Annotated in this window: 15 protein-coding genes; 2 read left to right on the top strand and 13 right to left on the bottom strand. The window is 69.3% G+C overall.

What is annotated here, in order from left to right:
* Window positions 1–2: 2 nt before the first annotated feature.
* From P3H15_RS10430 to P3H15_RS10380, 11 genes are all read right to left on the bottom strand, one after another.
* The gene (locus P3H15_RS10430) at window positions 3–1067 is read right to left on the bottom strand and encodes an ABC transporter ATP-binding protein (RefSeq protein WP_276137163.1); all 1065 of its coding nucleotides are present in this window, start codon (window positions 1065–1067) and stop codon (window positions 3–5) included.
* A gap of 17 nt (window positions 1068–1084) precedes the next feature.
* Window positions 1085–2404 carry an ABC transporter substrate-binding protein gene (locus P3H15_RS10425; protein WP_276137162.1) on the bottom strand — a complete coding sequence of 440 codons (1320 nt, stop codon included), beginning with the start codon at window positions 2402–2404 and terminating at the stop codon, window positions 1085–1087.
* Window positions 2405–2421: 17 nt separating this feature from the next.
* On the bottom strand, window positions 2422–3321 hold the full coding sequence (locus P3H15_RS10420; protein ID WP_276137161.1) for a carbohydrate ABC transporter permease: 900 nt from the start codon (window positions 3319–3321) through the stop codon (window positions 2422–2424).
* On the bottom strand, window positions 3318–4226 hold the full coding sequence (locus tag P3H15_RS10415; protein ID WP_276137289.1) for a carbohydrate ABC transporter permease: 909 nt from the start codon (window positions 4224–4226) through the stop codon (window positions 3318–3320). The genes P3H15_RS10420 and P3H15_RS10415 overlap by 4 nt, the downstream gene beginning before the upstream one ends.
* 121 nt (window positions 4227–4347) lie before the next feature.
* On the bottom strand, window positions 4348–5247 hold the full coding sequence (locus tag P3H15_RS10410; RefSeq protein WP_276137160.1) for an Ig-like domain-containing protein: 900 nt from the start codon (window positions 5245–5247) through the stop codon (window positions 4348–4350).
* Between the two features lie 169 nt (window positions 5248–5416).
* A complete protein-coding gene (locus P3H15_RS10405; RefSeq protein ID WP_276137159.1) occupies window positions 5417–7096 on the bottom strand; it encodes an FAD-dependent oxidoreductase in 1680 nt (559 codons plus the stop codon).
* 93 nt (window positions 7097–7189) lie between these two features.
* Window positions 7190–7411: a dodecin gene (locus tag P3H15_RS10400; RefSeq protein ID WP_276137158.1), complete on the bottom strand. Its 222-nt coding sequence runs from the start codon at window positions 7409–7411 to the stop codon at window positions 7190–7192.
* An 18-nt stretch (window positions 7412–7429) separates the two neighbouring features.
* Complete coding sequence (locus tag P3H15_RS10395) at window positions 7430–8635, bottom strand: serine hydrolase (protein ID WP_276137157.1); 1206 nt, start codon at window positions 8633–8635, stop codon at window positions 7430–7432.
* Between the two features lie 92 nt (window positions 8636–8727).
* Window positions 8728–9243, bottom strand: a complete 516-nt coding sequence (locus P3H15_RS10390; RefSeq protein WP_095863434.1) for a DUF6764 family protein — start codon at window positions 9241–9243, stop codon at window positions 8728–8730.
* 53 nt (window positions 9244–9296) lie between these two features.
* Entirely contained in the window at window positions 9297–10325 is a 1029-nt protein-coding gene (locus tag P3H15_RS10385; protein ID WP_276137156.1) for a DNA polymerase domain-containing protein, read from the bottom strand.
* Window positions 10326–11369: an ATP-dependent DNA ligase gene (locus P3H15_RS10380; RefSeq protein ID WP_276137155.1), complete on the bottom strand. Its 1044-nt coding sequence runs from the start codon at window positions 11367–11369 to the stop codon at window positions 10326–10328. It lies immediately after the preceding gene.
* Between the two features lie 52 nt (window positions 11370–11421).
* On the opposite strand from P3H15_RS10380, the gene P3H15_RS10375 reads away from it, so the two are divergent.
* On the top strand, window positions 11422–12105 hold the full coding sequence (locus tag P3H15_RS10375) for a hypothetical protein (protein WP_276137154.1): 684 nt from the start codon (window positions 11422–11424) through the stop codon (window positions 12103–12105).
* 46 nt (window positions 12106–12151) lie between these two features.
* Here P3H15_RS10375 and P3H15_RS10370 read toward each other — a convergent pair whose 3' ends face one another.
* Complete coding sequence (locus P3H15_RS10370) at window positions 12152–13282, bottom strand: magnesium and cobalt transport protein CorA (RefSeq protein ID WP_276137153.1); 1131 nt, start codon at window positions 13280–13282, stop codon at window positions 12152–12154.
* A 334-nt stretch (window positions 13283–13616) separates the two neighbouring features.
* On the opposite strand from P3H15_RS10370, the gene P3H15_RS10365 reads away from it, so the two are divergent.
* Window positions 13617–14312 carry a 3'-5' exonuclease gene (locus tag P3H15_RS10365; RefSeq protein ID WP_276137152.1) on the top strand — a complete coding sequence of 232 codons (696 nt, stop codon included), beginning with the start codon at window positions 13617–13619 and terminating at the stop codon, window positions 14310–14312.
* Window positions 14313–14318: 6 nt separating this feature from the next.
* On the opposite strand, the gene P3H15_RS10360 is transcribed toward P3H15_RS10365, so the two are convergent.
* A partial coding sequence (locus P3H15_RS10360; protein WP_276137151.1) for an amino acid adenylation domain-containing protein occupies window positions 14319–26440 on the bottom strand: 12122 nt, incomplete at its 5' end.

Raw genomic sequence — 26440 nt, 5'->3', positions numbered from 1 at the left:
GGCTACCGCAGACGGTCGCCCGTCGCCGCGGAGAAGAAGTACACCTCGCCGGGCTTCGGCTGCAGGTGCAACCTCTCCCCCGCGGCGACGGTGCGGGTGCGGTCCACCCGCACCACCACCTTCCCGGACGTGCCGGACGCGTACACGAACGACTCGGCACCGAGTTCCTCGAGCAGGTCGGTCTCGACGGTGTACGAGTCCTTGCGCCACGACCCGACCAGCGTCCACGACTCCGGGCGCACTCCGACGATCACGGAGCCGTCCCCGATCGCCGAGTGCGGCACGGGAATACGCAGGTCGCCCAGTTCGGCGACACCGTCCCGGATCGGGGTGTCCATGAGGTTCATGCCCGGGGAGCCGATGAACCCGGCGACGAACGTGTTGACCGGGTTGTCGTACAGATCGCGTGGCCGGGCGACCTGCTGGAGGCGGCCGGCCTGCATGACCGCCACCCGGTCGCCCATCGTCATGGCCTCCACCTGGTCGTGGGTGACGTACACGGTGGTCGTGCCGAGCCTGCGCTGCAGCCCCGCGATCTGCGAGCGGGTACTCACCCGCAGCGTGGCGTCGAGGTTGCTCAGCGGTTCGTCCATGCAGAACACCTTGGGGTGCCGCACGATGGCGCGGCCCATCGCGACCCGTTGGCGTTGCCCGCCGGACAGTTTCGCCGGTTTGCGACCGAGCAGCGGTTCGAGTTCGAGCATCCGCGCCGCTTCCAGCACCCGCGCGGTGCGTTCCGCCTTTCCGACGCCGGCGTTGCGGAGCGCGAACCCCATGTTGTCGGCGACGGTCATGTTCGGGTACAGCGCGTAACTCTGGAACACCATGGCCACGTCCCGCGCCCGGGGCGGCAGCGCGGTGACGTCGGCGCCGCCGATCTCGATGCGGCCGGCCTCGACGGCTTCGAGGCCGGCCAGCATCCGCAGGCTCGTCGACTTGCCGCACCCGGACGGACCCACGAGGACGAGGAACTCGCCGTCCTCGATGTCGAGGTCCAGCCGATCGACCGCGGGTCGGTCGGCTCCGGAATAGCGGTGGGTGACACCCGCGAACTGCACGTTGGCCATGGATGTTCCTTCTCCTCCTACTGGGGCAGTTTGGGGGTGATCTGGCGGTCGACGATCTGCTGGAGTTGCTCCCCGACACCGGCGAACGTCGTCGCCACGTCCGCGTTCTGCAGCGCGATCTGTTCGAGTCCGGTGCCGATGATCTGGTCGCCGCCGGGCACGAACACCCGGGCGTAGTCCTGCGATCGGGTCTTCGCGAGCTGGTCGACGGCGGTGCGCGCGTTGGGGTTCGCGTCCAGGTACGCCTTCATGGCCGGGTCCTCGACCGCGGATTTGCGGACCGGCATGTACCCGACGTTCTGCGAGAAGTACGCGGTGTTCTCGCCGTTGGTCACGAAGTCGATGAACGTGAGCGCGTTCGTCTTCCGCTCGTCGGAGATTCGCGCCGGAATCGCGAGGCCCGCGCCGCCGGTCGGGCAGCCCGGCGCGCCCGACGCGGGGAGGAAGGCGGTGCCGAAGTCGAATGCGGCCGACTTGGTGATCCCCGACAGGTCGCCGGTCGAGGCGATCGTCGACGCGAGGATGCCCGCCCCGAACTCGTTGGCGATGTCGCTCGACACCGCCGCATATTTCTTCGTGTGGATCATGTCCTTCAGGAAGGTCCCCGCGGCAAGGGTCCTCTCGTCGCCGAACTTCAGGTCCCACTGGTCCGAGTACGCCCCGCCGAACGTCCAGACCGGTCCCTCGAACGTCCAGCCGAGGTAGTTCTTGGCGTCGCCCCAGCCGTGGGCCAGCTTGCCGCCGCCGATCACCCGCTGCAGTTCGGGACCCCATTCGTCGAACTCCTGCCAGGTGGCGGGACCGCGGTCGGGCAGGCCCGCCTGCGCCCAGACCTGCTTGTTGTAGTAGAACAGCGGCGTCGACCGCGCGTACGGGAGGGCGTAGTGCTTCCCCTGGAACAGGTAGTCGGCGAGCAGGGAGTCGACGTAGTCGGAGGTGTCGACCCCGACCTCGCCGAACAGCCCGTCGAGTGGTTCGACGGCACCGGTCAGGGCGTAGTTGAACCACCACACGTCCGACAGCACCACGACGTCGGGCAGTGCGCCGCCCGACAGTGCCGCGTTGAACTTCTGCGACACCTCCTCGTAGTTCTTCCCGGCGTCCACGAGGTCGACGGTGAGGCCGGGGTGCGTCGCCTGGAAACGGTTGATCAGTTCACGTTCGACGTCCTGGGACTTGCCCGGGTGGTTGGACCAGAACGTGATGGTGTTCGGGTCTCCCGCCGCCCCGGATGCCGCCGACGAGCCCGAACCCGAGCCCGCGCAGGCCGTGAGCGCGGTGCCGGCTGCCACCGCGCCCGCGAGCCCGAGGAATCCCCGGCGATTCATCCGATTCATGTCTCTCCTCGTGTCCGCTATCCCTTGACCGCACCCGACGTGAGGCCGTTGATCATGTGCCGTTGCAGCACAAGGAAAACCGCGAGGATCGGCAGCATCGTGAGCACCGTCCCCGCCATGACCGGACCCCAGTCGGTGAGCCCGTCGTTGTTCTGCAGCTGGGTCAGCCCGATCGGCAGCGGCGCGACGGATGCGTCGTCGGCCATCAGGAACGGCCACAGGTATTCGTTCCATTCGGTGACGACGGTGATGATCGCGAACGCCACCATGGTGGGGCCGGACACCGGCAGGACCACGCGCCCCAGCAATCGGAAGTGGCCGGCGCCGTCCATCCGGGCGGCCTCGATGATCTCGGTGGGTATCGACAGGAAGTGGTTGCGCATCAGGAACGTTCCGAACGCGACGCCCGCGAGCGGAACGATGATGCCGTGGAAACTGTTCCGCCAACCCCATTCGGCGACGAGTGCGTAGTTGGAGATGACGGTGATCTGGTTGGGCACCATCAACGCGGCGATGATGCCCAGGAACACGACGTTCTTGCCCGGGAATCGCAGGAACACCAGTCCGTAGGCGCTGAGGACGCCGAGGGTGAATTTCACGGCGGACAGCACTCCGGTGATGATCAGCGAGTTGCGCAGGAACGTCCGGAAGGGCACCGACGTGGTGGCCTCCGAGTAGTTCTCGGGATGAAAGGTCCCGGGCCACCACGTGACCGGAAGGGTGTAGATGTCGGGGCGATCCTTGAACGACGTCATCATGATCCAGTACAGCGGCAGCGCCACCGTCACCAGCACGGCCACCATCGCGGCGTAGCCCAGCGCCGTCACGAGCGCTTCCCGCCTGCGATGATCGCGGGTCGCGTCCGCCGCCGGCGGCGCCTCCGCGCTGCGCCGCTCACGCACGGCTCCCGCGGTCACCGGCCGTCCCCGCGATCCATGATCCGCACCTGGTAGACGGTGATTCCGAGCAGCACCAGGAACATGATCGTGGCGACGGTGGCGCCGTACCCGGCCCGGAAGTTGCGGAACGACTCGTTGTAGACCTGGTAGACCATCGTGGTGGTGCCGGTGCCGAGCGGGCCGCCCCTGGTCATCACGTTGATGATGTCGAACACCTGAAGCGAGCCCAGCATCACCGTGATCGAGAGGAAGTAGGTGGTCGGACGCAACTGCGGGAGAACGACGCGGCGGAACGTCGTCCATCCGCTCGCCCCGTCGATCTCCGCGGCCTCCGCCAGTTCGCGTCGTGTACCCTGCAGTGCCGCAAGGTAGATCACGAACGTGTAGCCGAGGTTCTTCCACATGTAGGTGACCGTGACCATGACCAGCGCCCAGTGCGGATCCTGGTAGAAATCGGGCACGGAGTCGACCCCGACGCGGTGCAGGAGGTCCTGGATCAGCCCGAACCGGGGATCGAACACGAACTGGAACGCCACCCCGATCGCGGCGCCCGAGATGACGAACGGCGCGAAGATCGCCGAGCGAACAAGATTGCGCCCGTGCAGCTTACGGTCCAGCAGCACGGCGAGCGCGAGACCGGCGACCATCGATCCCACCACGGTCGCGGCCGTGAACACGACGGTATTGCCGACGATCTGCCAGGTATCGGGGCGGCCCCACCACTCGCGGTAGTTGCCCAGGCCGACGAACGTGGCGGCAGGATCGGCGATGTTCCAGTCGAAGAACGACAGCCGGATGTTGTCGACCAGCGGGCGGTAGGTGAACAGAACGAGCAGAACCAGATTGGGGCCCACCAGCGCCGCGAACAGCGCGTAGTCCCGCCACGGACGCCCGAGGAATCCCTGCTTTCCCGGCGACGGCAGGGTTCGTTCCGGACTCGATCTCACTTCGGCAGTCTGACGACCGATGACGAATAGCCGGTGAATTGCCGTAGCCCGCACATTGAACTGTGCGGGCTACGGGAGAATGCGGGTTCGGATCAGGTCAGCGGTTCCAGTCGCCGAGACCGTCGGAGCCGCTCAGCGTGCCGCCCGCGGTGTTCTGCACGACGACGGCGTCACCCTTCTTCGAGTTCTCGTAGAACCACTTGGCGTCCTCGGTGCTGACGTTGAGGCAGCCGTGGCTGACGTTCGTGTTGCCCTGGGCGTTCACCGACCACGGCGCGGCGTGGACGAAGATGCCGCTGTACGACATGCGGGTGGCGTACTCGACGTACGTGCGGTAGCCCTCGGCGGAGTCGACCGGGACACCGTACGTGGAGGAGTCCATGTACATGTCACGGAACTTGTCGCCGATGATGTACGTGCCGTTCGGCGTCTCGTGATCGACCTTGCCCATCGACGTCGGCATGGTCTTGACCACCTCGCCGTTGCGGGTGACGGTGATCTGCTTGGTGTTGTCGTCGGCGGTCGCGACGAACGCGTCACCGATGGTGAACGTGGAGTGCGCGTCGCCGGCGTCCACGGTGACCTCGGTGTTCGCGGGCCAGAACTCGGTGGGCTTCCAGCGCACCTGGCTGTCGTTGATCCAGTAGAAGCCGCCCTCGACCGGCTGGCTGGGGGTGACCTTGATGGCCTTCTCGGCGGCGGCGCGGTCGCCGATGGCCTCGTTGAAGCGGATGATCACCGGTTGCGCGACACCCACGACCTCGCCCGCACCCGGGTTGAGGGACGGCGCCGAGAAGTTCGCGGGCGCCGGCGCCGGTTCGGGCAGCGGGAGCTGCGGCGCGCCGGGCAGACCGGGCAGGGTGGGAAGACTCGGAATCTCCGGTCCACCGGGAAAGAGCGGCGCGGCCTGCGCGGCCCCGACCAGCGCAGTTCCGGAGACGACCGCCCCGGTCAGTGCGACAGCGACGCGTGACGACCAGATTCCTGACTTGCCCATATGACCACTCTCGTTCGACGACGTGTACAACGCGCGTCCCCGACGGACCTATCAATCGCGCACTGCCATTAACACACATCATCCGGCCGCGAGCAATTTGCCCGCAATCGTTGCCGCTCCGGGGCCTGCGGGCAGTCGGTGTCACCGAGTGGTCAAGAAGCGCTCACGATCAGGTCTCGGCGCGGGCGGCGGCGAGCATGCTCTCGATGGTGATCAGCTTCGTACGGGTGCGGCCCGCCGCTTTGCCCGCGGCGCGCTCGGTCTTGTCGATCCGCTGCCAGCCTTGGAAGTCGACGGCGTCCGGGACACGCTCGGCGATCAGCCGGTCGAGACCTTCACGGTCGGCGGGTGCGTCGAGCCGCCCGGCGGAGAAGTCGTCGATGAGCATCCTGACCGTCTCCGCGGAGCAGTACTTGTTGGTGCCGATCACGCCCGTCGGCCCGCGCTTGATCCACCCCGCGACGTATACGCCGGGTACCGGCGCACCGGTCTCCGGATCGATCACCCGCCCGTTCTCGTTGGGGATGACGCCGCGCCGGTCGTCGAACGGGATGCCGGCCACCGGCTGCCCGCGGTAGCCGATCGAGCGCAGCACCAGGCCGGTGTCCAGCGTCGAGGTGTGGTCGGACGGTTTGGCGCTGAGCCTGCCGGACGCGTCCGCGACCATCTCGTTCTTCGCGATGCGCACCGATTCGACGGCGTCGGTGCCCAGAATTTCCACGGGCGAGGTCAGGAAGCGCAGCACGATCCGCTTCTTGGCCGGATCGGCGGTGCGCCGGGCGAACTCCTCGACCTGGCGCACCTTGTGGCGCTGCCACGGCTCCGCGTCGTCGCCGTCGACGAATGCTCGGCTCGCCGGGTCCAGCACCGCTTCCTCCGGGTCGACGACGATGTCCACGTTCGGCATGCGCCCGAGCGCCAGGAGTTCGGGGTTGGTGTAGGCGGCCTGGGCGGGGCCCCGGCGGCCGAGGATGACGACCTCGCGGATGTTGCTCGCCCGCAGCGCCTCGAGGGCGTGGTCGGCGAGATCCGTCGTGGCCAGGATCTCCGGGTCGGTGACGAGGATGCGGGCCACGTCGAGTGCCACGTTGCCGTTACCGACGATGACGGCCCGCTCCCCAGACAGGTCGAACGTGCGGTCGGCGTAGTCGGGGTGCCCGTTGTACCAGGCCACGAACTCGGTGGCGGCGTGGCTGCCGGCGAGATTCTCGCCGGGAATGCCCAGTTCGCGGTCGCCTGCCGCGCCGACCGCGTAGATGACGGCGTGGTGGTGCGCGAGCAGTTCCTCGTGGGTCACGTCCGTGCCCACGTTCACGTTGAAGTGGCAGTGCACCGTCCGCTTGCCGACCACCGAACGGAACTGGTCCGTGACGCCCTTGGTGCCCGGATGATCCGGGGCCACGCCTGCGCGCACCAGCCCGTACGGGGTGGGCAGACGGTCGAAGATGTCGATCTCGACGCGGGGCTTCGCGGTCAGTTCCATCGCGGCGTAGCAGGCGGCCGGACCCGACCCGACGACCGCGACGTGGAGCGTGCCGAGGGCTGCGTCGATCTGCGGCAGCTTCAGCGGCTCGGGCCAGTCGGGGCCGATCGGGTGCTTGGTGTAGTACTGCGCGTTGATGTCGAGGTACGGCTCGTCGACCTCGTCGAGGTCGTTCTCCGCGTAGATGGCCTCCACCGGGCATTCCTCGACGCAGGCCCCGCAGTCGATGCAGGTGTCCGGGTCGATGTACAGCATTTCCGTGCTCGCGAACGGCTTCTCGTCCGGTGTGGGATGGATGCAGTTGACCGGACAGACGTCGACGCACGACGCGTCGTTGCAGCACGGCTGCGTGATCACATATGCCACGGTTCTCCCCTACCTGAGTACGCGCAGTCCGAAGTCGAGATGTGACCCCAGACTATAACGTGTTCCACTTTTGTGCGAGAACCGTGCGCGAGGTCAGACCGTGTCGCCCGGCTCTACCCGGAATCCGACCTTCACCGTGACCTGGTAGTGCGCGATGGCGCCGTTCTCGACGTGGCCCCTGGTCTCGACGACCTCGAACCACTCGACGTTCCGCACGGTGTCGTTGGTCCGCGCGATCGCGTTCTTGATGGCCTGATCGGTGCCGTCGCTCGACGAACCGACGACCTCGACAACTCGGTACACGTGATCACTCATCGGGTTTCCTTTCGTGGGTTACTTGCCGTTCCGGACGATCGCCTGTGCCTCGACACCGAGCCGGGCCAGACGAAGATCACCGAGAGCCGTGAGGGAACTGCCGAGGCGGTTGGTGACGAACCCCAGCGACAGTCCGCTGTCGAGGTCCGCGTAGGCGCCGGACCCGCCGACCCCGTAGTGCCCGATCGCGTTCCGTGGTTGTTCCCGGGACGCGAGGATCGGCCGGTGGTAGCCGAGCGACCACAGCGGCCGGATACCGAGGACGTAGTCGCGGTCGCGGGTCTGCACCTCCGACATCCGCGCGATGGTCGACTTGCGCAGGAACCGGCGTCCGTCCAGCCTGCCCCCGTTCGCGATGGCGCCGTACATCCGCGCGAGCGCCCGCGCACTGAACACGCCGTTCCAGCCGGGCATCACCGCGTCGTGCACCGCCGGGTTCCGTACCAGCACGTCGAATCCCTGCGGCATCGCCGCCTCGGCCAGCCCGCGGGTAGGGCCGACGAGCGAGAGCACGTTCGAGGTGAGCTCCCAGTTGAGGCCGGCCGGGTTGATGTGCGGGAACAGCTTCGCGATCCGTGGACGGTGCTGTCCGGGAACCTGATACCAGAAGTCGTCGACACCGAGCGGTCCCGCGATTTCGTCCTGCACGACCTGGACGAACGGTTTTCCGGCGACGCGGGCGATCAGTTCGGCCACCAGCCACCCGTAGGTGACGGCGTGATACCCGGGGCCGCGCAGCCTGCGCGGATCCGCCGGGGCCGCCGCGAGGGCCTCCACGACGGCGTCGTATTCGAGGAGATCGAGCGGGCTCCGCATCAGCCCCCGGACCTTGTGCAGTCCGGCCCGGTGGGTGAGGACGTCGCGGACGGTGATGTCGGCTTTGCCTGCCGCACCGAATTCGGGCCAGTAGCGCGCCACGGGCGCGTCGTAGTCGATCAGCCGGCGTTCGGCGAGCCGGTGGACGACCGTGCTGGCCACGCCTTTTCCGGTCGAGAACGACAGTGCGACGGTGTCACGGTCCCAGCGGCGGTCGCGGTCTGCCCAGCCCGCCCAGATGTCGAGGACCTTCTCGCCCCGGAAGTACGCGGTGAGTGCCCCGCCGCCGTGCTGAGGTTGCCGGTACATCGCGAAGAACCGGTCCGCGAGCGGCAGGAACCGCGGATCGACGTGCAGTTCCGTCCGTGGCACGGACGCGGGCCGGGAAACTCGAACGCTGGTCGTCATCGACCACCTCCGATCTCGCTGCCGTAAGTCCTACGGCAGTGCGTCAGCCCATTGTGACTACCGTCACCATACGACGCGGACCGGGGTGCCGTTCAGGGAAGCCGCCACACAGTTGTGCCGTCGCTCAGACATGCTTGACCTGCAAGGAAATTGATGGCCAGCGAGGGACCGGCCGCGCACACCACGCCTTTGGCCGGATCCGCGACGAGCGCCTGCCCACCGGGACCGCTCAGCACCAGCGCCGGGCCGACGCTGTCGACCGTTCCGATGGCGACGCTCTCGGGCCCGACCGCGACCGCCGCGACGGCGCCGCGGCGTGCCTCTGCCGCGCCGACACCGCCGCCCAGTCCGGCGCCGAGCGCCGCTCCCGCGTGGGCCGCGTCGGCGAAACCGACACCGTCGGTGCCGAAGGCCGCCGAATTGCTGCTGGTGTCGGCGTTGGCCCCGCACGCGGTGCGGTCGACGACCGTCGTGTGACCCCGGCCCGGTGGGGACACACAGGAGAGGGAGACGGCCGACGCGGTGGCCGGCGCGATCATCAGAGTCCCGAGTGCCGTCGCGACGACACCGAGGACGAGTCCGGCAGTACGAACCGTCTTACGTTCCATGGCGACCTCACATTGTTCCCGACCCGACCGTCCCGAGCCTACGTGAGCGCCGGCTATTTGCGGTCTCGGTCCCGACTCGGTTGTACCCGCTTGGGTTCCCCCGGCATTTTGGGGTAATTGGGTGGGTACGGGAGATCGCCGAGGCCGTTCGCGGTGTCCCGTTCCGCCATCTCCAGCAGCACGTCGAGGGATTGCGCCACGTCACCCATGGTCGCCATCGGGTCGCCGCGTTTCTCGAGCAGCGCGGGGACGGTCGCGATGGTGAAGTCGTCGGGGTGGACGTCGACGAGTTCCTCCCAGGTGACCGGCGTCGACACGGTCGCGATCGGCGTCTTGCGGGCCGAGTAGGCGGACGCGATGGTCTTGTCCCGGGCGTTCTGGTTGAAGTCGAGGAAGATGCGCTCGCCCCGCTCCTCCTTCCACCAGGACGTGGTGGCCCGGTCGCCGCTGCGCCGCTCGATCTCCCGGGCCAGGGCGATGCCCGCGCGCCGCACCTCGATGAAGTCCCAGCGCGGCTCGATGCGGAGATACACGTGCAGGCCGCGGCCGCCCGAGGTCTTGGGGTAGCCGATCAGACCGAGTTCGTCCAGCAGCGGCCGGAGCACGTCCAGCGCGACCGCCCGGGCGTCGTCGAATCCGGTGCCGGGCTGCGGGTCCAGGTCGATGCGCAGTTCGTCGGGGTGATCGACGTCGGGGCACCGCACCGCCCACGGGTGGAACGTGATGTTGCCGAGGTTCGCCGCCCACACGATGTTCGCGGCGCTGCGCACCCGGAGCACGTCCGCCTTGCGGCCGGACGGGAACGTGACCTCGCACGAGTCGACGTGGTCGGGGCGCTTCGCGGGCACCCGCTTCTGGTAGATCTCCTCGCCCTCGATCCCGTCCGGGAACCGTTGCAGGTGCGTCGGCCGATCGAACAGGGCGCCCAGCAGCGCACCGCTGCACGCCACCGTCCGGTAGTACTCCACCAGGTGCCGCTTCGTGCCGCCGTCGGCACCGAGTTTCGGGTAGTAGATCTTGTCGGGACTCGACAGCCGCACGGCGACGCCGTCGACGTCGAGTTCTTCGGCAGGACTCGCCATCTAGGAACCTCCGGCCAGGACGTCGGCAAGGTCGTATCGCACCGGGACCTCCAATTGTTGGAACGTGCACTCGTCGGGCGCCCGGTCCGGACGCCAGCGCAGGAACCGCGCGGCGTGCCGGAACCGCGCACCCTCCATCTGGTCGTACGCCACCTCGACGACGCGTTCGGGGCGCAGCGGCACCCAGGTCCGGTCGTTTCCGGACTGCCACCGCGTCGGCGCCCCGTCCGCGACGACGTCGTCGCCGACGCGCAGTTCGTCGAGTTCGGCGAGCAGTTCGATCCGCCGCGCGGCCGTGAACGCCGACGCCCCGCCGACCATCGCCATCTGGTCGCCGTCGTACAGTCCGAGCAGCATGGACCCGATCCCCGGCTGACTCTTGTGCGGGCGGTATCCGATGACGACGCAGTCGGCGGTGCGGGCGTGCTTCACCTTCACCATCTCTCGCTTGTTCGGCAGGTACGGGCCCACCAGCTTCTTCGCCACCACCCCGTCGAGACCGGCCCCCTCGAACGCCTCGAACCACTCCGTGGCCGTCGCGCTGGATTCGGTGGCCGCGGTGACGTGGCAGGAGGGCCCGCCGCCGACGGTGCCGACGAGTTGCGCGCGGCGCACGGAGAAGTCCTCCCGGCTGAGGTCGCGGTCGCCCAGGGCCAGCAGATCGAACGCGACGAACTGGGCCGGGGTCTTCTCCGCCAGCATCGTCACCCGGCTCTCCGCGGGATGAATGCGCTCCGACAACGACTCCCAGTCGAGGCGGGTGCGGCCGTCGATGTTGCGCGGGACGACGAGTTCGCCGTCCACCACGCACCGCTCGGGCAGTTCGTCCTTCACGGCGCGGACGAGTTCGGGAAAGTACCGGGCCAAGTCTTTTCCGCCGCGGGAACCGAGCACCACCTCGTCGCCGTCCCGGAAGACGAGGGTGCGGAACCCGTCCCATTTGGGTTCGTACAACCAGGCGGGCCCGGACTCCGGTTGCGCCGGAACGGACGACGCAGCCTTCGCGAGCATCGGCTGTAACGGGGGCATCACGGGGAGGTCCACCCGTCCATACTGTCATCACAATTGGCAAATCGGACAGCGATGTAATCAAATAATGCGCGACACGGCAATCGCGGTGGACACGGTCGAGGTGGCAACGGTCATCTCAGAGGCACGGGTGGCGGGACGTCACCCGACGGAGGGGTCAGACATGACAGGGTTAGTTCGGCGGGTGTGTACCGCGGTCGTCGCGTTGTCGGCGACGGCAGTTCTGGTGACAGGGTGTGGTTCGGACACGACGCCCACCGCGGTGCCGGAGTCGGGTGCCTCCGCGGCCACCTCGTCGACCACCGTGATCGACGGGCAGGAAGGCGAGGACGCGGGCGGCGACGTCGACTTCGAGGTCGCGATCGGTGAGTGCGTGAAGCTCGGCGGCACCGTCACCGACGCCGAGATCGACAAGGCGGTGTGCGGCAGCCCCGATTCGAACTACAAGGTGATCGCGAAAGCCGCGAAGAACAGCCAGTGCATCAGCGACGCCGACTCCTACTACTACGAAACCCTCGGCGGCATCGAGCAGGGCGCGATCTGCCTCGACGTGGACTGGGTGATCGGCGGCTGCATGGACGTCGGCGGCGAGGACCCCGCGCGCATCGAGTGCGGTGACACGACGGCCGTCGACGGGGTGAAGGTGACGGAGATCGTGCAGGGCGCCACGTCCGTGGACTCGTGCAGCACGTCGTCCAACGGCTACGAATACTCCGAACGCAAGTTCGTCGTCTGCGTCGACGAACTCTGACGGCGGGCGCAGGCCGGCCGCGGGTTCCGCCCGCGGCCGGCCTCGCTCACAACCAGCCCCGGCGTTTGAAGATCGTGTACAGCCCGGCGCAGGTGAGCATCATCAGCGACAGGGCGAACGGATACCCGCCGACCCAGTGCAGTTCGGGCATGTGGTCGAAGTTCATGCCGTACACGGTTCCGATCAGGGTGGGCGCGAAGAGGATTGCCGCCCACGCCGACACCTTCTTGATCTCTTCGTTCTGCGCGTAGCTGGCCTGGGTCAGGTTGCGCATCTCCTCGTTCTGCTCCTGCGACACCAGGGTGGCGTTGACGGTGAGGATGTTCCCGAGCAACTGACGGAACCCGTCCGCCCGCTCCACGACGACCGTCGCGTGGTCGGTGACGTCACGCAGATAACGCTGCAACTCCTCGTCGGTGTTGTACTTCTCGAAACCCTGCGACAACCCCCGCAGCATTCCGAGCAACGGCCTTGTGGCCCTCTGGAATTCGATGACCTCACGGGTGAGTTCGTAGATGCGCCGCGACACGCCGGGCGCCCCGCTGAACACCTCGGTCTCGATCTCGTCGATGTCGTTCTGCAATCCGGCCACCACCGGCGCGTACCCGTCGACCACGGCGTCGAGGATGGCGTAGAGCACGGCCTCGGGGCCGAGCCGGAGCAGGTCCGGGTTGCTTTCCATCCGCCTGCGGACCGCCGACAGGTCGGGGGATTCGCTGTGCCGGACCGTGAGCACGAACGTCGGACCGCAGAAGACGTGCAGCTCACCGAATTCGACGCGCTCGGTCTCGTCGCAGTACCGCGCGGCGCGGAGCACCACGAACAGCGTCTTGCCGTAACGCTCCAGCTTGGGCCGCTGGTGGGCGACGATGGCGTCCTCGACGGCCAGCTCGTGCAGGTCGAATTGCTTTGCCGCCGCATACAACTGGGCGTCGTTGGGCCGATACATCCCGATCCACGCCATCGACGCCGCATCGGGAAGGCTCGCGAGCGCCTCCGACAGCGTGGCCGGACTGGCCGTCTTCCGGCCGTCGCGGTAGACGGCGCTGTTGACCACCGTTTCCTCCGCCGGCGTCGGCTCGACGGGGCGCCGCGTGACGGCGTGACCGGCGTCCGCGTCGGACACACCGGCGGAGCGACTGGGCAGGAGGGAACGGATCGGGCGCAACTGAGGCATGGCACGGGGCTTTCGAGGGAAAAGGGCAGCGCGGGACGGCGCTGAGGAACACGGACCGTGAAACCGCGCACCTACCGGTGGGACGGTTTCAGTTGGTACTGGGAGGTTGGCTTCTCATCGGATGCCACACCTCCTTACCCTCTCGCACTCTTCCCTCGAAAGAACGCTCTCTCGAGATAACACAGTTCACGACCTCGGCGAACTGCAGACCGCAGGACACGATACCCCCGGCGACCGGCCACGACAACCTGGGATCCCCGCCGTGTCGGTCCCGGATCCGGCGCCTCCCGCGGCAGATACTGGGCGCGCACCGAATCACCACCGAGAGGCCCCCATGACCAGCTGGTCGGACAGACCGATCTGCGCGTTCGATCTGGAGACGACGGGGCCCGACCCCACCGACGCCCGCATCGTCTCCGCGTGCATCGCCGTCGTCGACGCTCACCACCTCGAGTCGCGCACCTGGTTGCTCGACCCCGAGGTTCCCATCCCGCAGGGCGCGACGGACGTGCACGGCATCTCCACGGAGTACGCCCGGACCCGCGGGCAGGACTACGCCACCGGGTACGGCGAGATCCGCGACGCCCTGTACGACGCGTGGACCCGGGACCACGCCGTCGTCGCGTTCAACGCGTCCTACGACCTGACCGTCATGCACACCGAGGGTCTGCGGCTCGGGCTGCCCGACCTCGTCACCGGCATCGTGGTCGACCCCTACGTCATCGACCGCGAGATGGATCGGTACCGGAAGGGCAGGCGCACCCTCGGCGCGGTGTGCGAGCACTACGGCATCGCGCTGGAGGACGCCCACGAGGCGGAGGCCGACGCGCTCGCCGCCGCACACCTCGCCCGGAGGCTGGCGCAGCAGTTCCCGAATCTGCGGGCCCTCGACATCATGACCCATCAGGCCGACTGGCACGCGGAACGGCAGCGTGACTTCGCCGACTACCTCGCCCGGCAGGGGCGCGATGCGTCGGACGTCAACGGCGAGTGGCCGATTCGCGGCCTCACCCCGTTCCGCATCGCCTGACCCGGGTCACGGGCGGTCGGACAGCGCGCGCGAGAGCACCGGCCCGATGACGGCGAGGGACTGCGGCTCGATCATGTCGTTGTGGCCGCAGTCCACGGGCTGCTCGTCGATCCGGCCGGTGACGAGCGGCCGCCATTCGTCCGCCGAGCGCGCAGGGCCGGTCCCGTCCCCGTCGCGGGTGGCGTGGAAGACGAGCAGGTCCCCGTCGTAGGCCCGGGGCACGAAGTGATGCGCGAGCCACCGGGAGTTCTCGTAGCCGGCGGAGATCCGTTCGAGGTCGCGTCCCCGCACACCGGTCTCGGTGCCGAACGACTCGTCGATCAACCGGGCCGCGTGCTCGTAGGTCATCTCGGCGTCCGGGTCCGCCTGCAGTCCCAGCCCACGCAGGAGGTCCCGGACGTCCAGCCTGCCGGACGGCGGCTCCTCGCCGCCCACGGGGTAGCTGTCCATGACGGCCAGGGTGCCGACCTCCTCACCCGCCGTCTGCAGTTCGACGGCCATGGCGTGCGCGATGACGCCGCCGAGCGACCAGCCGAGCAGGTCGTACGGGCCGGTGGGCTGGATGGCCCGCATCTCCTCGATGTAGCGGTGCGCCAATTGCTCGATCGTCCGGTAGTCGCCGCCGCCGCTGATCGTGGGCAGTTGCAGCCCGTACGCGGGCCGGTCCGGCGGGAGGTACTGCACCAGACCGGCGTACCCCCAGGACAGCCCGATTCCCGGATGCACGCAGAACAGCGGCCTCCCGCTGCCGTGCGCTCGCAGCGGAATCACGACGGCGAGCGCCTCTTCCAGGCCGGCGCTCCGGTGCGGAAGGTCGAGTCGGCCTGCGATCCCGGCCGGGGTCGGGTCGAGGAACATCCATTGCAGCGGAACCCGCCGATCCAGTTCGGCCTGCAGTGCGCTGACGATCCGGGTGGCGAGGAGGGAGTTTCCGCCGAGATCGAAGAAGCTGTCGGCGGTGCCCACCCGGTCCACCCCGAGAACCGACGCGAAGACGTCCACCACGAGGCGCTCGGTGTCCGTGGCCGGGGCCCGGAACGCGGCACCGGTCGAACCGAACTCGGGGGCAGGCAACGCCTTCCGATCGAGCTTGCCCACCGGGGTCATCGGTATCCGATCGAGTACGACCACCGCGGACGGCACCATGTGAGCGGGCAGGCGCTCGGACACGTAGGTGCGCAGTCCGGCGGGCTCGACCTCCTGTCCGTCCTGAACCCGCACATACGAGGCGAGCACGGTGTCGCCGGACGGGCCGGTGTGACCGACGGTGGCGGCGAACGCCACCGCCGGGTGCCTGCCGAGCACGGCGTCGATCTCCCCGAGTTCGATGCGGAAGCCACGGACCTTGACCTGGAAGTCGCTGCGGCCCAAGTACTCCAGGGTATGGTCACGCCTCCAGCGCACCACGTCGCCGGTGCGGTACATCCGGCACCCCGGCTCCCCGAAGTTGCAGGCCACGAATCGTTCCGAGGTGAGCGCAGGCCGGTTGTGGTACCCGCGCGCCATACCCGGCCCGCCGATGTACAACTCGCCGGGCACCCCGGCGGGCACGGGCTGCAGCCGCTCGTCGAGAACGAGGAACGCGAATCCCACTGCGGGCGAACCGATGTTCACACCCTCGCCGGGACGCATCGGGGCGCTGACACTCGCCTGGATGGTGGTCTCCGTGGGTCCGTACCCGCTGTGCAGGCTCCGGCCCGGCGCCCACCGCGCGACCACCTCCGGCGGGCACGCCTCGCCCACCAGGTCGAGGACGCGGAGCGAATCGAGACCGTCGTTGTCGAGCGCCGCCAGCGCGGTCGGGGTGATGGTCGCGTGGGTCACGCGCTCGCGACGGAACAGGTCCGCCAACTCGCTGCCCCCGAGGACGGCGGGCGGCACGATCACGACCTGCGCCGACGCGCTGAACGCCATCATCAGTTCGAACACGGAGGCGTCGAAACTCGGGGACGCCAGTTGCGACACGCGGGACTCGTGGGTGACCTGGAACCGTTCGTGCGTCTCCGCGGTGAAGTCGGCCATCCCCCGGTGGGTGACGGTGACGCCCTTCGGTCGTCCGGTCGACCCCGACGTGTAGATGAGATAGGCCGGGTGGGCGAGGTGCAACGGACTCGTCCGATCCTCGTCGGTGACCGGTGCGGGTGACACCGCTGCCACCTGCGCGGCGGCCCCCTCGTCGTCGAGGATCAGCCACGGGACGGTGTCCGGCAGGTCGCCGCGGCGACTGCTCACGGTGAGGCCGAGTGCCGCCCGGCAATCGGTGAGCATGTAGTCGATGCGCTCGCGCGGATAGGTGGGGTCGACGGGCACGAACGCCGCACCGGCCTTGGTGATCGACCAGATCGCGACCACCGACTCGATCGAGCGGGGCATTCCGACGGCCACGAACGTCTCCGGCCCCACCCCACGACCGCGCAGGATCCGCGCCCACCGATTGGACCACTCGTCGAGTTCGCGGTAGCTGACCCGCCGGTCCTCGTAGGACAGGGCCACCGCGTCCGGGTCGAATGCGGCGGCCGCCGTCAGCAGGTCGGGCCACAACTGCATTCGCACGTCCGGCTCGCCGCGGGCAGGTGCCATCGCCCGCAACTCCGCCTCGTCGAGCAGCGGGAGGTCGCCGACCGGCCGGTCGGGGTTCGCCGTGACGGCGTCGAGGATCCGCACGAACCGGTCGGCGAACCCGCGGACGGTGTCGGCGTCGAAGAGGTCGGTGGCGAAATCGACGGCGCCGCTCATCCCGGCCGGCGCACCGTCCGCATCGAACTCCTCCGAGAGCAGGAATTCGAGATCCACCTTGACGACGGCGAGCCCGGAGTCGATGCCGCGGACGTCCAGCCCCGGCAGCGTCAGGACCGGTCGCTCGTTGTTCTGAAATTCCAGCGAGACCTGGACGAGCGGCGCATACGCCGTCGAGCGGGTCGGCCCGACCGCGTCCACCACCCGCTCGAACGGAACGTCGGCACGTGCGAACGCTCCGAGGTCGACGTCGCGGCAGTGCGCGGCCAGTGCGGTGAACGGCGCGGCCGCGTCCACCCGGGTGCGCAGCGCGAGCGTGCCCACGAACATGCCGATCAGACCGTCGAGGGCGGGGTCTCCGCGGCCGGCGATCGGGGTGCCGACGGCGACGTCCGCGGTGCCGCCGAGCCGACTGAGCAACACCGCCAGGGCGGCGTGCACGGTCATGAACTCGGTGGCGCCGAGGCGTCGCGACAGCTCCCGGATGCGGCGATGCAGGCCGGTGTCGACGGAGAAGTGGATGCGCGCACCGCGGAAGGACTGCTGCGACGGCCGGTCCCGATCGGTGGGCAGTTCCAGGAGATCGGGGGTACCCGCCAGCGCGGTCGTCCAGTAGTCGAGCTGCCTCGACAGCAGCGACTCGGGGTCGTCTTCCGAACCGAGCAGTTCCCGCTGCCACAGGGCGTAATCCGCGTACTGCACCGGAAGCGGTGTCCAATCGGGCGCGCCGCCGGACACGCGGGCGCCGTACGCCGCCATCACGTCGCGCACCAGCGGCCCCATCGAGAACCCGTCCGCCGAGATGTGGTGCACCACCACGGCGAGGACGTGCTCGGTGGCGCTCAGCGAATACAGCCCGGCCCGCAGCGGAAGCTCCACGGTCACATCGAAACCCGCCGAGACGAGCCGGGACACCTCGTCCCGCAGGTGCTCGTCCGCGACGGGGACGGGGACCAGCTCGGGCACCGCACCCGCGGCGGGCAGGATCTGCTGAACCGGCCAGTCCCCGCGGACCGGGAACATCGTGCGCAGCGACTCGTGCCGGACGAGGACGTCGGTGAGCGCCGAGTTCAGCTCTCCCACATCGAGGTTCCCGCTCAGTGCCACCACGATCGGGATGTTGTAGGCGGCCGAGGTGGTGTCGAGCTGGTTGACGAACCACATCCGCTGCTGCGCGAACGACAGCGGAATGTCGTCGGGCCGCGTGCGGACCCCGAGTACCGGGCGGCCGGACGTCCCCGCCCCGAACTGTTCGATCCGCGCCGCCAGCGCCGCGACGGTAGGCGCCTCGAACAGGTCCCGCACACCACAGTCGGTGCCGAGCAGCGCGCGCAGCCGCGCCGTGACCCGGGTGGCGCTCAGGGAATTGCCGCCGAGGTCGAAGAAGTCGGCGTCGGCGCCGACCCGCCCCAGTCCGAGCACGTCCGCGAAGACACCGGCCACCGTTTCCTCGATCGGCCCGGCCGGGACCCGGTAGTGCCCCGCCCCGGACAGCAGGTCGGGCTCCGGCAGTGCCGAGCGGTCCAGCTTGCCGACGGCCGTCAGCGGGATGCGTTCCAGCACCGTGATCGAGGTGGGCACCATGTGCGGCGGCAGGCGGTCCGCCACGTGCCGGGTGAGTCCGGCGGTGTCGAGGGAGACGCCCGACGACGGTACGACGTAGGACACCAGCAGGGTGTCGCCCGCGGGCCCGCGGTGCGCGAGCGTGGCCGCGAATCCGACATTCGGCTCCGACATGAGCGTGGCGTCGATCTCGCCGAGTTCGATGCGGAAACCGCGGACCTTGACCTGGAAGTCGGTGCGGCCCACGTACTCGATGCTGTGGTCCGGCGTCCACCGCACGATGTCGCCGGTGCGGTACATCCGCTCACCGGGCCGGAACGGGTCGGCGACGAACCGCTCGGCGGTCAGTGCCTGCCTGCGGTGGTAGCCGCGGGCCAGACCCGCCCCGGCGAGATACAACTCGCCGGCAACACCGACGGGGACCGGTTGCAGCCGGGTGTCGAGCACCAGTTCCGTCACGCCGCGGATCGGCCCGCCGATGGTGATCGGTTCCCCCGGGACCATCGGTGTGCTGATGTTGGACATGATCGTGGTCTCGGTCGGTCCGTACGCGTTGTACAGGCGGCGGCCGGGCGCCCAGCGGGCGACGAGTTCGGGTGGGCACGCCTCCCCGCCGAACACCAGGTCCGTCAGGTGCGTCAGCCCGGCAGGGTCGAGCGACGCCAGCGCGGCCGTGGTGATGAACGCGTGGGTGACGTTCCGGTCGGCCAGCAGCCGCGCGAGTTCGTCGCCGCCGAACACGGCGGGCGGCGCGATCACCATCGTCGCGCCGGCGCCGAACGCCTGGAGGTACTCGAACACCGACCCGTCGAAGCTCGGCGTGGAGAAGTGCAGTGTCCGGGATTGCGGTGTCGCACGGAAACGTTCGAGTTGATCGAGGGCGAAATTGTCCAGACCGCGGTGGGTGACCACCACACCCTTCGGCAGGCCCGTGGACCCCGACGTGTAGACGGCGTACGCGGCGGTGTCCAGCGTGACCGGACCGCTCCGGTCGGCGTCGGTCACGGGTGTCCCCGGACGCTCGGCGCATTCGACCGCGAAGCCGGGTTCGTCGAGGAGCAGCCACTGCGCGTCGCCCGGGAGCCGGTCTCGATGCCCGGTCGTGGTCAGGCCGAGCGTGACTCCGGAATCGACGAGCATGTGGGTGATGCGCTCGTCGGGGTAGTTCGGGTCGATCGGCACGAACGCCGCACCGGTCTTCGCCACCGCCCACACCGACAGCACCGAATCGACGGAGCGCGGTATCCCGATGGCCACGAACGTTTCCGGGCCCGCCCCGCGTGCGATGAGGGCGCGGGCCAGACGGTTCGATTGCTCGTCCAGCTCACCGTAGGTCACGTCGACGTCCTCGTAGGACAGGGCGACCGCGTGCCCGTCGAGCGCGGCGCCGTCCTCGAGGATGTGCGGCAGTGTGCGGGTCGATCCGCCCGGACGGCCGCGGACCGGCACCAGTTCGGCGCGCTCCCGGTCGGTCAGCAGCGACAGTGCGGCCAGCGGCCGGTCCGGCCGGGTGCAGGCGTCGAGCACCCGGAGCACCCGCCCGGCGAGACCGGCGACGGTGTCCGCGTCGAACACGTCCGGGAGGTACTCGAATTTCAGGTGCAGCCGGGCGTCGACCGACGCCACCAGGCTGAGGGGGTAGTGGGCGGCGTCCCGCGCGTCCACCCCGGTGACGCGCAGGCCTGCGATGTCGGTGTCGGTGGTGAGCCCGGCACGGTCGACGGGGTACGACTCGAACACGGTCAACGTGTCGAACCCGATCTCCGGCCCCGCCGCGCCCTGAATCTCGGACAGGCCCAGGTAGTGATGATCCAGCAGCGCCGCCTGCTCGGCCTGCACCCGTTCCAGCAGTGCGCCGACGGTGTCGCCGGGACGCAACCTGATCCGGACGGGGAGTGTGTTGATGAACAGCCCGACCATCGTCTCGATGCCCGCCAACTCGGGAGGCCGCCCCGACACGGTGGCACCGAACAGCACGTCGTCGCGGGCGGTCAACGCACCCAGCACGATCCCCCACGACACCTGGACGAGCGTGTTGACGGTCAGCCCCCGCGAACGCGCGACGTCCCGCAACAGGGCGGTGCGCTCCTCGTCGAGGTCGAAGGCGAACTCGTCGGACATCGTGGACAACCGGTGCCCCCGGTCGGCCACATTCCCCGTCGCCCCGCTCGCGCCGTGGGCCAGCAACGTCGGTCCCTCCACCCCGGCGAGAGCCCGGGCCCAGACTTCCCGGGAGGCGTCCTGATCGCGGCGCGTCATCCACGCCAGGTAGTCGCGGTATGCGCGCACACGCGGTAGCGGCGACGCGTCCCCGTCGGTGGCGTACAGCGTCAGCAACTCCCGGATCAGCAACGGCATCGACCAGCCGTCGAGCAGGATGTGATGGTTCGTCGACACCAGCCGGTATCGGTTCGGCCCGGTCGCGATCAGCATGAACCGGATCAGCGGGGCGTCCGTCATGTCGAACGGGCGCATCCGGTCCTCGGCCAGCAGCCGCGTGACCTCGGACGCGGCGGCGTCCACGCCCAGAGCCGTCAGATCGACCTCGTGCCAGGGCGCCTGCACCCGTCGCCGGATCACGTGTACGGCGTTGCCCTCGGCGTCCCGGAGGAAGCCGGCGCGCAGGTTGTCGTGCCGGGCCAGCAGCGCATCGGCAGCGCGGCGCAGTCGATGCGGATCCACGGCGCCGTCGAGTTCGAGGCTCACCTGCACCAGGTAGGCGTCGAGGGAGTCGTCGGCGAGTTCGGCGTGGAAGAGCATGCCTGCCTGCAGCGGCGACAACGGCCATACGTCCGTCAGGTCCGGGCACCCGCTTTCGAGCGACTCGATCGCGTCCTGCCGCAGAGCGACGAGCTCGAGGTCCGACGGCGTGAACCCGGCGCCGCCCGACTCCGCGTGGGTTCCGAGAGCGGCGAGGGCCTGCAGCCACAGCTGCGCGAGTTCCTCGACCTCCTCACGGGTGAGGACCTCCGGCGGGTAGGTCCACGTGGAACTCAGCTGGGGGCCGTCGCCCGAGTCGACGGTCAGTGCAGTGATGTCGACGACGGCCGCGACCGGGACGGCCGGGTTCTCGCGCAGTCCGGGTTCGTCGACCGGCACCCATCCCTCCGCGGTCTCCGTGGCGGTCCCGCCCATTCTGCCGTGGTAGTTGAAGCTGACCTGGGGAGTCGGCAGCGGCGAAAGAGACTGCGCCGTCTCGTCGTTCAGGTACCGGAGAAGCCCGAATCCGATGCCGTGGTCGGGAACGGCGCGGAGTTGCTCCTTCACGGACTTGAGCGCGGCTCCCGCGGACGGACCCGCGGCGAACGCGTCGTCGAGGTCGACCCCGCCGAGATCGAGTCGCACGGGGAAGATCGTGGTGAACCAGCCGATGGTGCGCGCGAGATCGGCGCCGGGCACCACCTGCTCTTCACGACCGTGGCCTTCGAGCCCGACCAGCGCGCCGGGAAGGTCGATGCCACGGTGCCGCCGCCATCGCGTCAGCGCCATCGTCAGCGCGGTCAGCAGGGCATCGGCGACGCTGCTGCGGAACGCCCGCGGCACGGTCGTCGACAACGTCTCGGTCAGCGAGGCAGGAACACGCACCGCGAGGTGCGCGGCGGTGGCGACGGTGTCCGAGGCGGTCAACGGACGGGACCCCAGCAACGGTTCGGGTGCGGCCGGCATCGCGCGCCACACGTCGAGTTCGGCGGCGCGCCGGGGCTCACGCGCGGCGTCGGCGAGCCCGTGCGCCCACCGGCGCATCGACGTCCCCGACCGCTTCAGCACCGGTGGGCTGCCGGACTGCAGTTGCGCGCACGCCGCAGCGAGGTCGGGGATCAGGATCCGCCAGGACACCCCGTCCATCGCCAGGTGATGGACGACGATCAGCACGCGCCCCGGCCGTTCGGCCTCGTCGAACCAGACCGCCTGGATCATCACGCCCGACTCCGGGTCGAGCCGATCGAGGGCGCTGTCGAATTCGGCGCCGATCTCGTCCGCCCGGCCCCGGCGCAGCACGGTCGCCGCCCGCACCGCCCCTTCCCCCTGTACCTCCATCGACCATCCCGCTTGGGTGCTGGACGTGCGGTACAACCGCGCCCGCAAGACATCGTGCCGGTCCAGCACGGCCTGCAGGGCGCGCGTCAGGGTGTCTTCGGTCATCGTCGCCGGGAGCGTGAACAGCGCGGACTGCGCGTAGCGGCGGAAATCCCCGCCCCTGGCGAGCATCCACCGCACGATCGGCGTCAGCACGATCTCGCCGATCCCGCCCCCGGGCAGTTCGTCGAGAACCACCGCCTCGTCGTCCGTGCCGGCTGTCGCGGCGAGCCCGGCAACGGTTTTGCGCTCGAACACGTCCCGCGGCGAGATCAGTACCCCGGCGGCCTTGGCGCGGGTGACCAGCTGGATCGACATGATCGAGTCGCCACCGAGGGCGAAGAACGAGTCGTCGACACCGAGGGTGAAGAAGGAGTCGTCGACACCCACCGAGTCGAGACCGAGGACCTCCGCGAACAGGCCGGCGAGGATCCGTTCGGTCTCGGTGACCGGCCCGCGGCCCGTGGTCACCCGCTGCCCGAAGTCCGGTTCGGGCAGCGCTTTCCGATCGAGTTTGCCGTTCACCGTCAGCGGCATTGCGTCGAGCACCATCACTGCGGCCGGCACCATGTGCGACGCCAATCGCTCCGCGGCCGCGTCGACGATCACGGCCGGGTCGAGCGCGACGCCGGCCTCCGGCACCACGTACCCCACCAGCCGGCCGCCGCGCGCCGTCACCGCCGCCTGCGCCACCCCCTCGCTCGCGAGCAGGGCCGACTCCACCTCCCCGAGTTCGATCCGGTAACCCTTCACCTGCACCTGGAGGTCGTTGCGGCCGAGGTACTCGAGTTGTCCGTGCGCGTTCCACCTGCCCAGATCGCCGGACCGGTACATCCGGGCCCCGGGCACGAACGGGTCGGGAACGAAACGGCCGGACGTGAGGGCGGGCCTGCCGAGGTAGCCGCGCGAGACCTGCGCCCCGGAGACGTACATCTCCCCGACCACTCCCGGCGGCACCGGGTGGAGCCGTCCGTCGAGCACGTACACGTGCAGTCCGGGCACACCCCGGCCGATCACCGACCCGGACGCGTCCCCGACGAGGTCCCGGTCGATCGGCAGATGGGTGACGTGCACGGTCGTTTCCGTGATGCCGTACATGTTCGACAGGACCGGCGCGGTGTCACCCCGGCGGGCGTACCAGCGCCGGAGGTGGCCGAAGTCGAGGGCCTCCCCGCCGAAGATCACGTACCGCAGCGACAGCGCGGGACCGCCCGCGAGGCGATCCGCCTCCGCCAATTGGTAGAAGGCGGTGGGGGTTTGATTGACGACCGTGACTGCCTCGTCACGCAGGAGGTCGAGGAACTTCCCGGGTGAGCGCGCCGTGTAGTAGTCCACCAGCACCAGCCGGCCGCCGTGGGCGAGCGCCCCCCACATCTCCCACACCGAGAAGTCGAATGCGGCGGAATGGAACATGGTCCACACGTCGGCCGGTCCGAATCCGAACAGCGTCTGCGTGTTTGCCACCAGCGTGACGACGTTGCGGTGCGAGACCTGCACGCCCTTCGGCTGCCCGGTGGAACCGGAGGTGTAGATCACGTAGGCCACGGAGTCCAGACGCAGCGGAGTGCGGCGGTCGTCGTCGGTCACCGGCAGCGGCGACAGCGGCTGCAGTGCAGTCACGGTCGCGGGGTCGTCCACCACGACCACCGGCACCCCGGAGCCTCGGAAGGTCGCGGCGTCCGCGGCGGTGGTGAGCACACACTGCGGCCGGGCGTCGCCGAGCAGGAAGGCCAACCGCTCGGCAGGAGAGGCCACATCCACCGGGAGGTAGCCCGCGCCCGTCTTCACCACCGCCACCAGCGCCACGACGAGGTCGATCGACCGCGTCATCCCCACCGCCACCAGTGTTTCCGCGCCGGCTCCCCGTGCCACCAGAAGTCGGGCGAGCCGGTTGGCCCGCTCGTCGAGTTCCCGGTACGTCACCGACGTGCCTTCGCAGCGCACCGCGACTGCCTCACCGTCGGACGCCACCGCCCGATCGAACAGATCGACCAGCGACAGCGGTGCGACGTCGGTCCCCGGCCGATACGCGGCGGCGAGCACGAGTTCGCGTTCGGGCGCATCCAGGATGTCGACGTCCCCGACGGGCGCGGCCGGATCGGTGGTCACGGCCTCGATCACCCGCACGAAGCGCTCGACGAAACCCTCCACCGACGCACGATCGAAGACGTCCGTCGCGTAGCGGACACCGGCGCTGATCCCGACGGGCACGCCCTGCTCGTCGACGCGCTCCACCAGGCTCACCTGCAGATCGAATTTCGCGACGTCCAGATCGACGTCGAGCGACCGGGCGGTCAGCCCGGGCAGTTCCAGGTGTGTGCGGGTGGCGTTCTGGAATTCGAGCAACACCTGGAACAGTGGTGAGTGCGCGGTGGACCGCTCGGGTGCGAGTTCGTCGACCAACCGCTCGAAGGGCAGGTCTGCGTGCTCGAACGCACCGAGGTCGACCGACCGCACGTCGGTGAGCAACTCGGCGAACGACGTTCCCGCGGGTACCGGGGTGCGGAGTACCAGCGTGTTGACGAACATCCCCACGACGTCGTCGAGTGCGGCGTGGCCGCGGCCCGCGATCGGGGTACCCACCACCACGTCTTCCGATCCCGACACCCTCGTCAGCAGCACGGCCAAGGCCGCGTGCACCACCATGAACAGCGTCGAATTGCCTCGGTGCGCAAGGTCGGCCAGGGTCTGGTGGACGCCCGGTGGGATGTCGAACGGGACGACGGCCCCGACCTGGGACCGCTGCGCGGGTCGTGGCCGGTCCAGTGGTAGCGGCAGCACGTCCGGGATGCCCGACAACGTCCGGGTCCAATAGTCGAGCAGGCCGGACAGCATCGAATCGGGCTGCTTCTCGGTGCCCAGAGTCTCGCGCTGCCACAGGCTGTAGTCGGCGTACTGCACGGGCAGCGGCACCCAGCCGGGTGCCTGCTGCTGCGCGCGTGCCGTGTAGGCGAGCATCACGTCCCGCGCCAGGGGGGCCATCGAGAAGCCGTCGGCCGCGATGTGGTGCACGACGAGGGCGAGGACGTGCCGCTCGGGCGCGAGTCGCCACAGCCGGACGCGAAGCGGAAGGTCCTCGGTGACATCGAATCCGACGCCGAAGAACGCGGCGAGGGAGTCCCGGAGCGCTCCTTCGGCAACCCGGACCGGCTCGAGGTCGGGGGTGACGAGTGCGGAATCGGCGATCATCTGCCGGGGTCCGTCCGCGGAACCGGGGAACACGGTGCGCAGCGATTCGTGTCGCTCCAGGACGTCGCCGAGTGCCGCTTGCAGTGCACCCAGATCGAGCGCGCCGTCCAGTTGCAGCGCGACCGGGATGTTGTAGGCCGTTGAGGCGGTGTCGAACTGGTTGACGAACCACATCCGCTGCTGCGCGAGGGACAGCGGAATCCGCTCGGGCCGCGGCCTCGCGGTGAGCGCCGGGGAGACGGAACTCGTCATCATCTCCGAGTCGATCCGGACGGCGAGATCGGACACCACGGGTGCGTCGAACAGCGCCGCGACACCGATGTCGGTGTCCAGCGCGCTGCTGATGCGTCCCACCGCCCGAGTGGCACTGAGCGAATCTCCGCCGAGGTCGAGGAAGCTGTCGTCGGCGCCGACGCGGTCGATTCCGAGGACGGCGGCGAAGGCCGACGCGACCGCCTCCTCCGCGGGTGTCGTCGGCGCGCGGTATCCGCGGGTGGTCGTGCCGAAGTCGGGTGTCGGCAACGCCTTCCGATCGAGTTTGCCGTTCACCGTCACCGGCAACT

It is taken from the genome of Rhodococcus sp. T2V (assembly GCF_029269925.1).
GTDB lineage: Bacteria > Actinomycetota > Actinomycetes > Mycobacteriales > Mycobacteriaceae > Rhodococcus_F > Rhodococcus_F koreensis.
The sequence above is the reverse complement of the archived record's forward strand: the minus strand, read 5'-3'. Positions and strand labels throughout refer to the sequence as shown.

Bases quoted from the DNA above. Each gene is read 5' to 3' on its own strand.
- P3H15_RS10425 (WP_276137162.1), bottom strand. From the start codon at position 2,404: ATGAATCGGATGAATCGCCGGGGATTCCTCGGGCTCGCGGGCGCGGTG.
- P3H15_RS10375 (WP_276137154.1), top strand. From the start codon at position 11,422: ATGCGCGACACGGCAATCGCGGTGGACACGGTCGAGGTGGCAACGGTC.
- P3H15_RS10365 (WP_276137152.1), top strand. From the start codon at position 13,617: ATGACCAGCTGGTCGGACAGACCGATCTGCGCGTTCGATCTGGAGACG.
- P3H15_RS10390 (WP_095863434.1), bottom strand. From the start codon at position 9,243: ATGGAACGTAAGACGGTTCGTACTGCCGGACTCGTCCTCGGTGTCGTC.
- P3H15_RS10410 (WP_276137160.1), bottom strand. From the start codon at position 5,247: ATGGGCAAGTCAGGAATCTGGTCGTCACGCGTCGCTGTCGCACTGACC.
- P3H15_RS10385 (WP_276137156.1), bottom strand. From the start codon at position 10,325: ATGGCGAGTCCTGCCGAAGAACTCGACGTCGACGGCGTCGCCGTGCGG.
- P3H15_RS10370 (WP_276137153.1), bottom strand. From the start codon at position 13,282: ATGCCTCAGTTGCGCCCGATCCGTTCCCTCCTGCCCAGTCGCTCCGCC.
- P3H15_RS10400 (WP_276137158.1), bottom strand. From the start codon at position 7,411: ATGAGTGATCACGTGTACCGAGTTGTCGAGGTCGTCGGTTCGTCGAGC.
- P3H15_RS10430 (WP_276137163.1), bottom strand. From the start codon at position 1,067: ATGGCCAACGTGCAGTTCGCGGGTGTCACCCACCGCTATTCCGGAGCC.
- P3H15_RS10395 (WP_276137157.1), bottom strand. From the start codon at position 8,635: ATGACGACCAGCGTTCGAGTTTCCCGGCCCGCGTCCGTGCCACGGACG.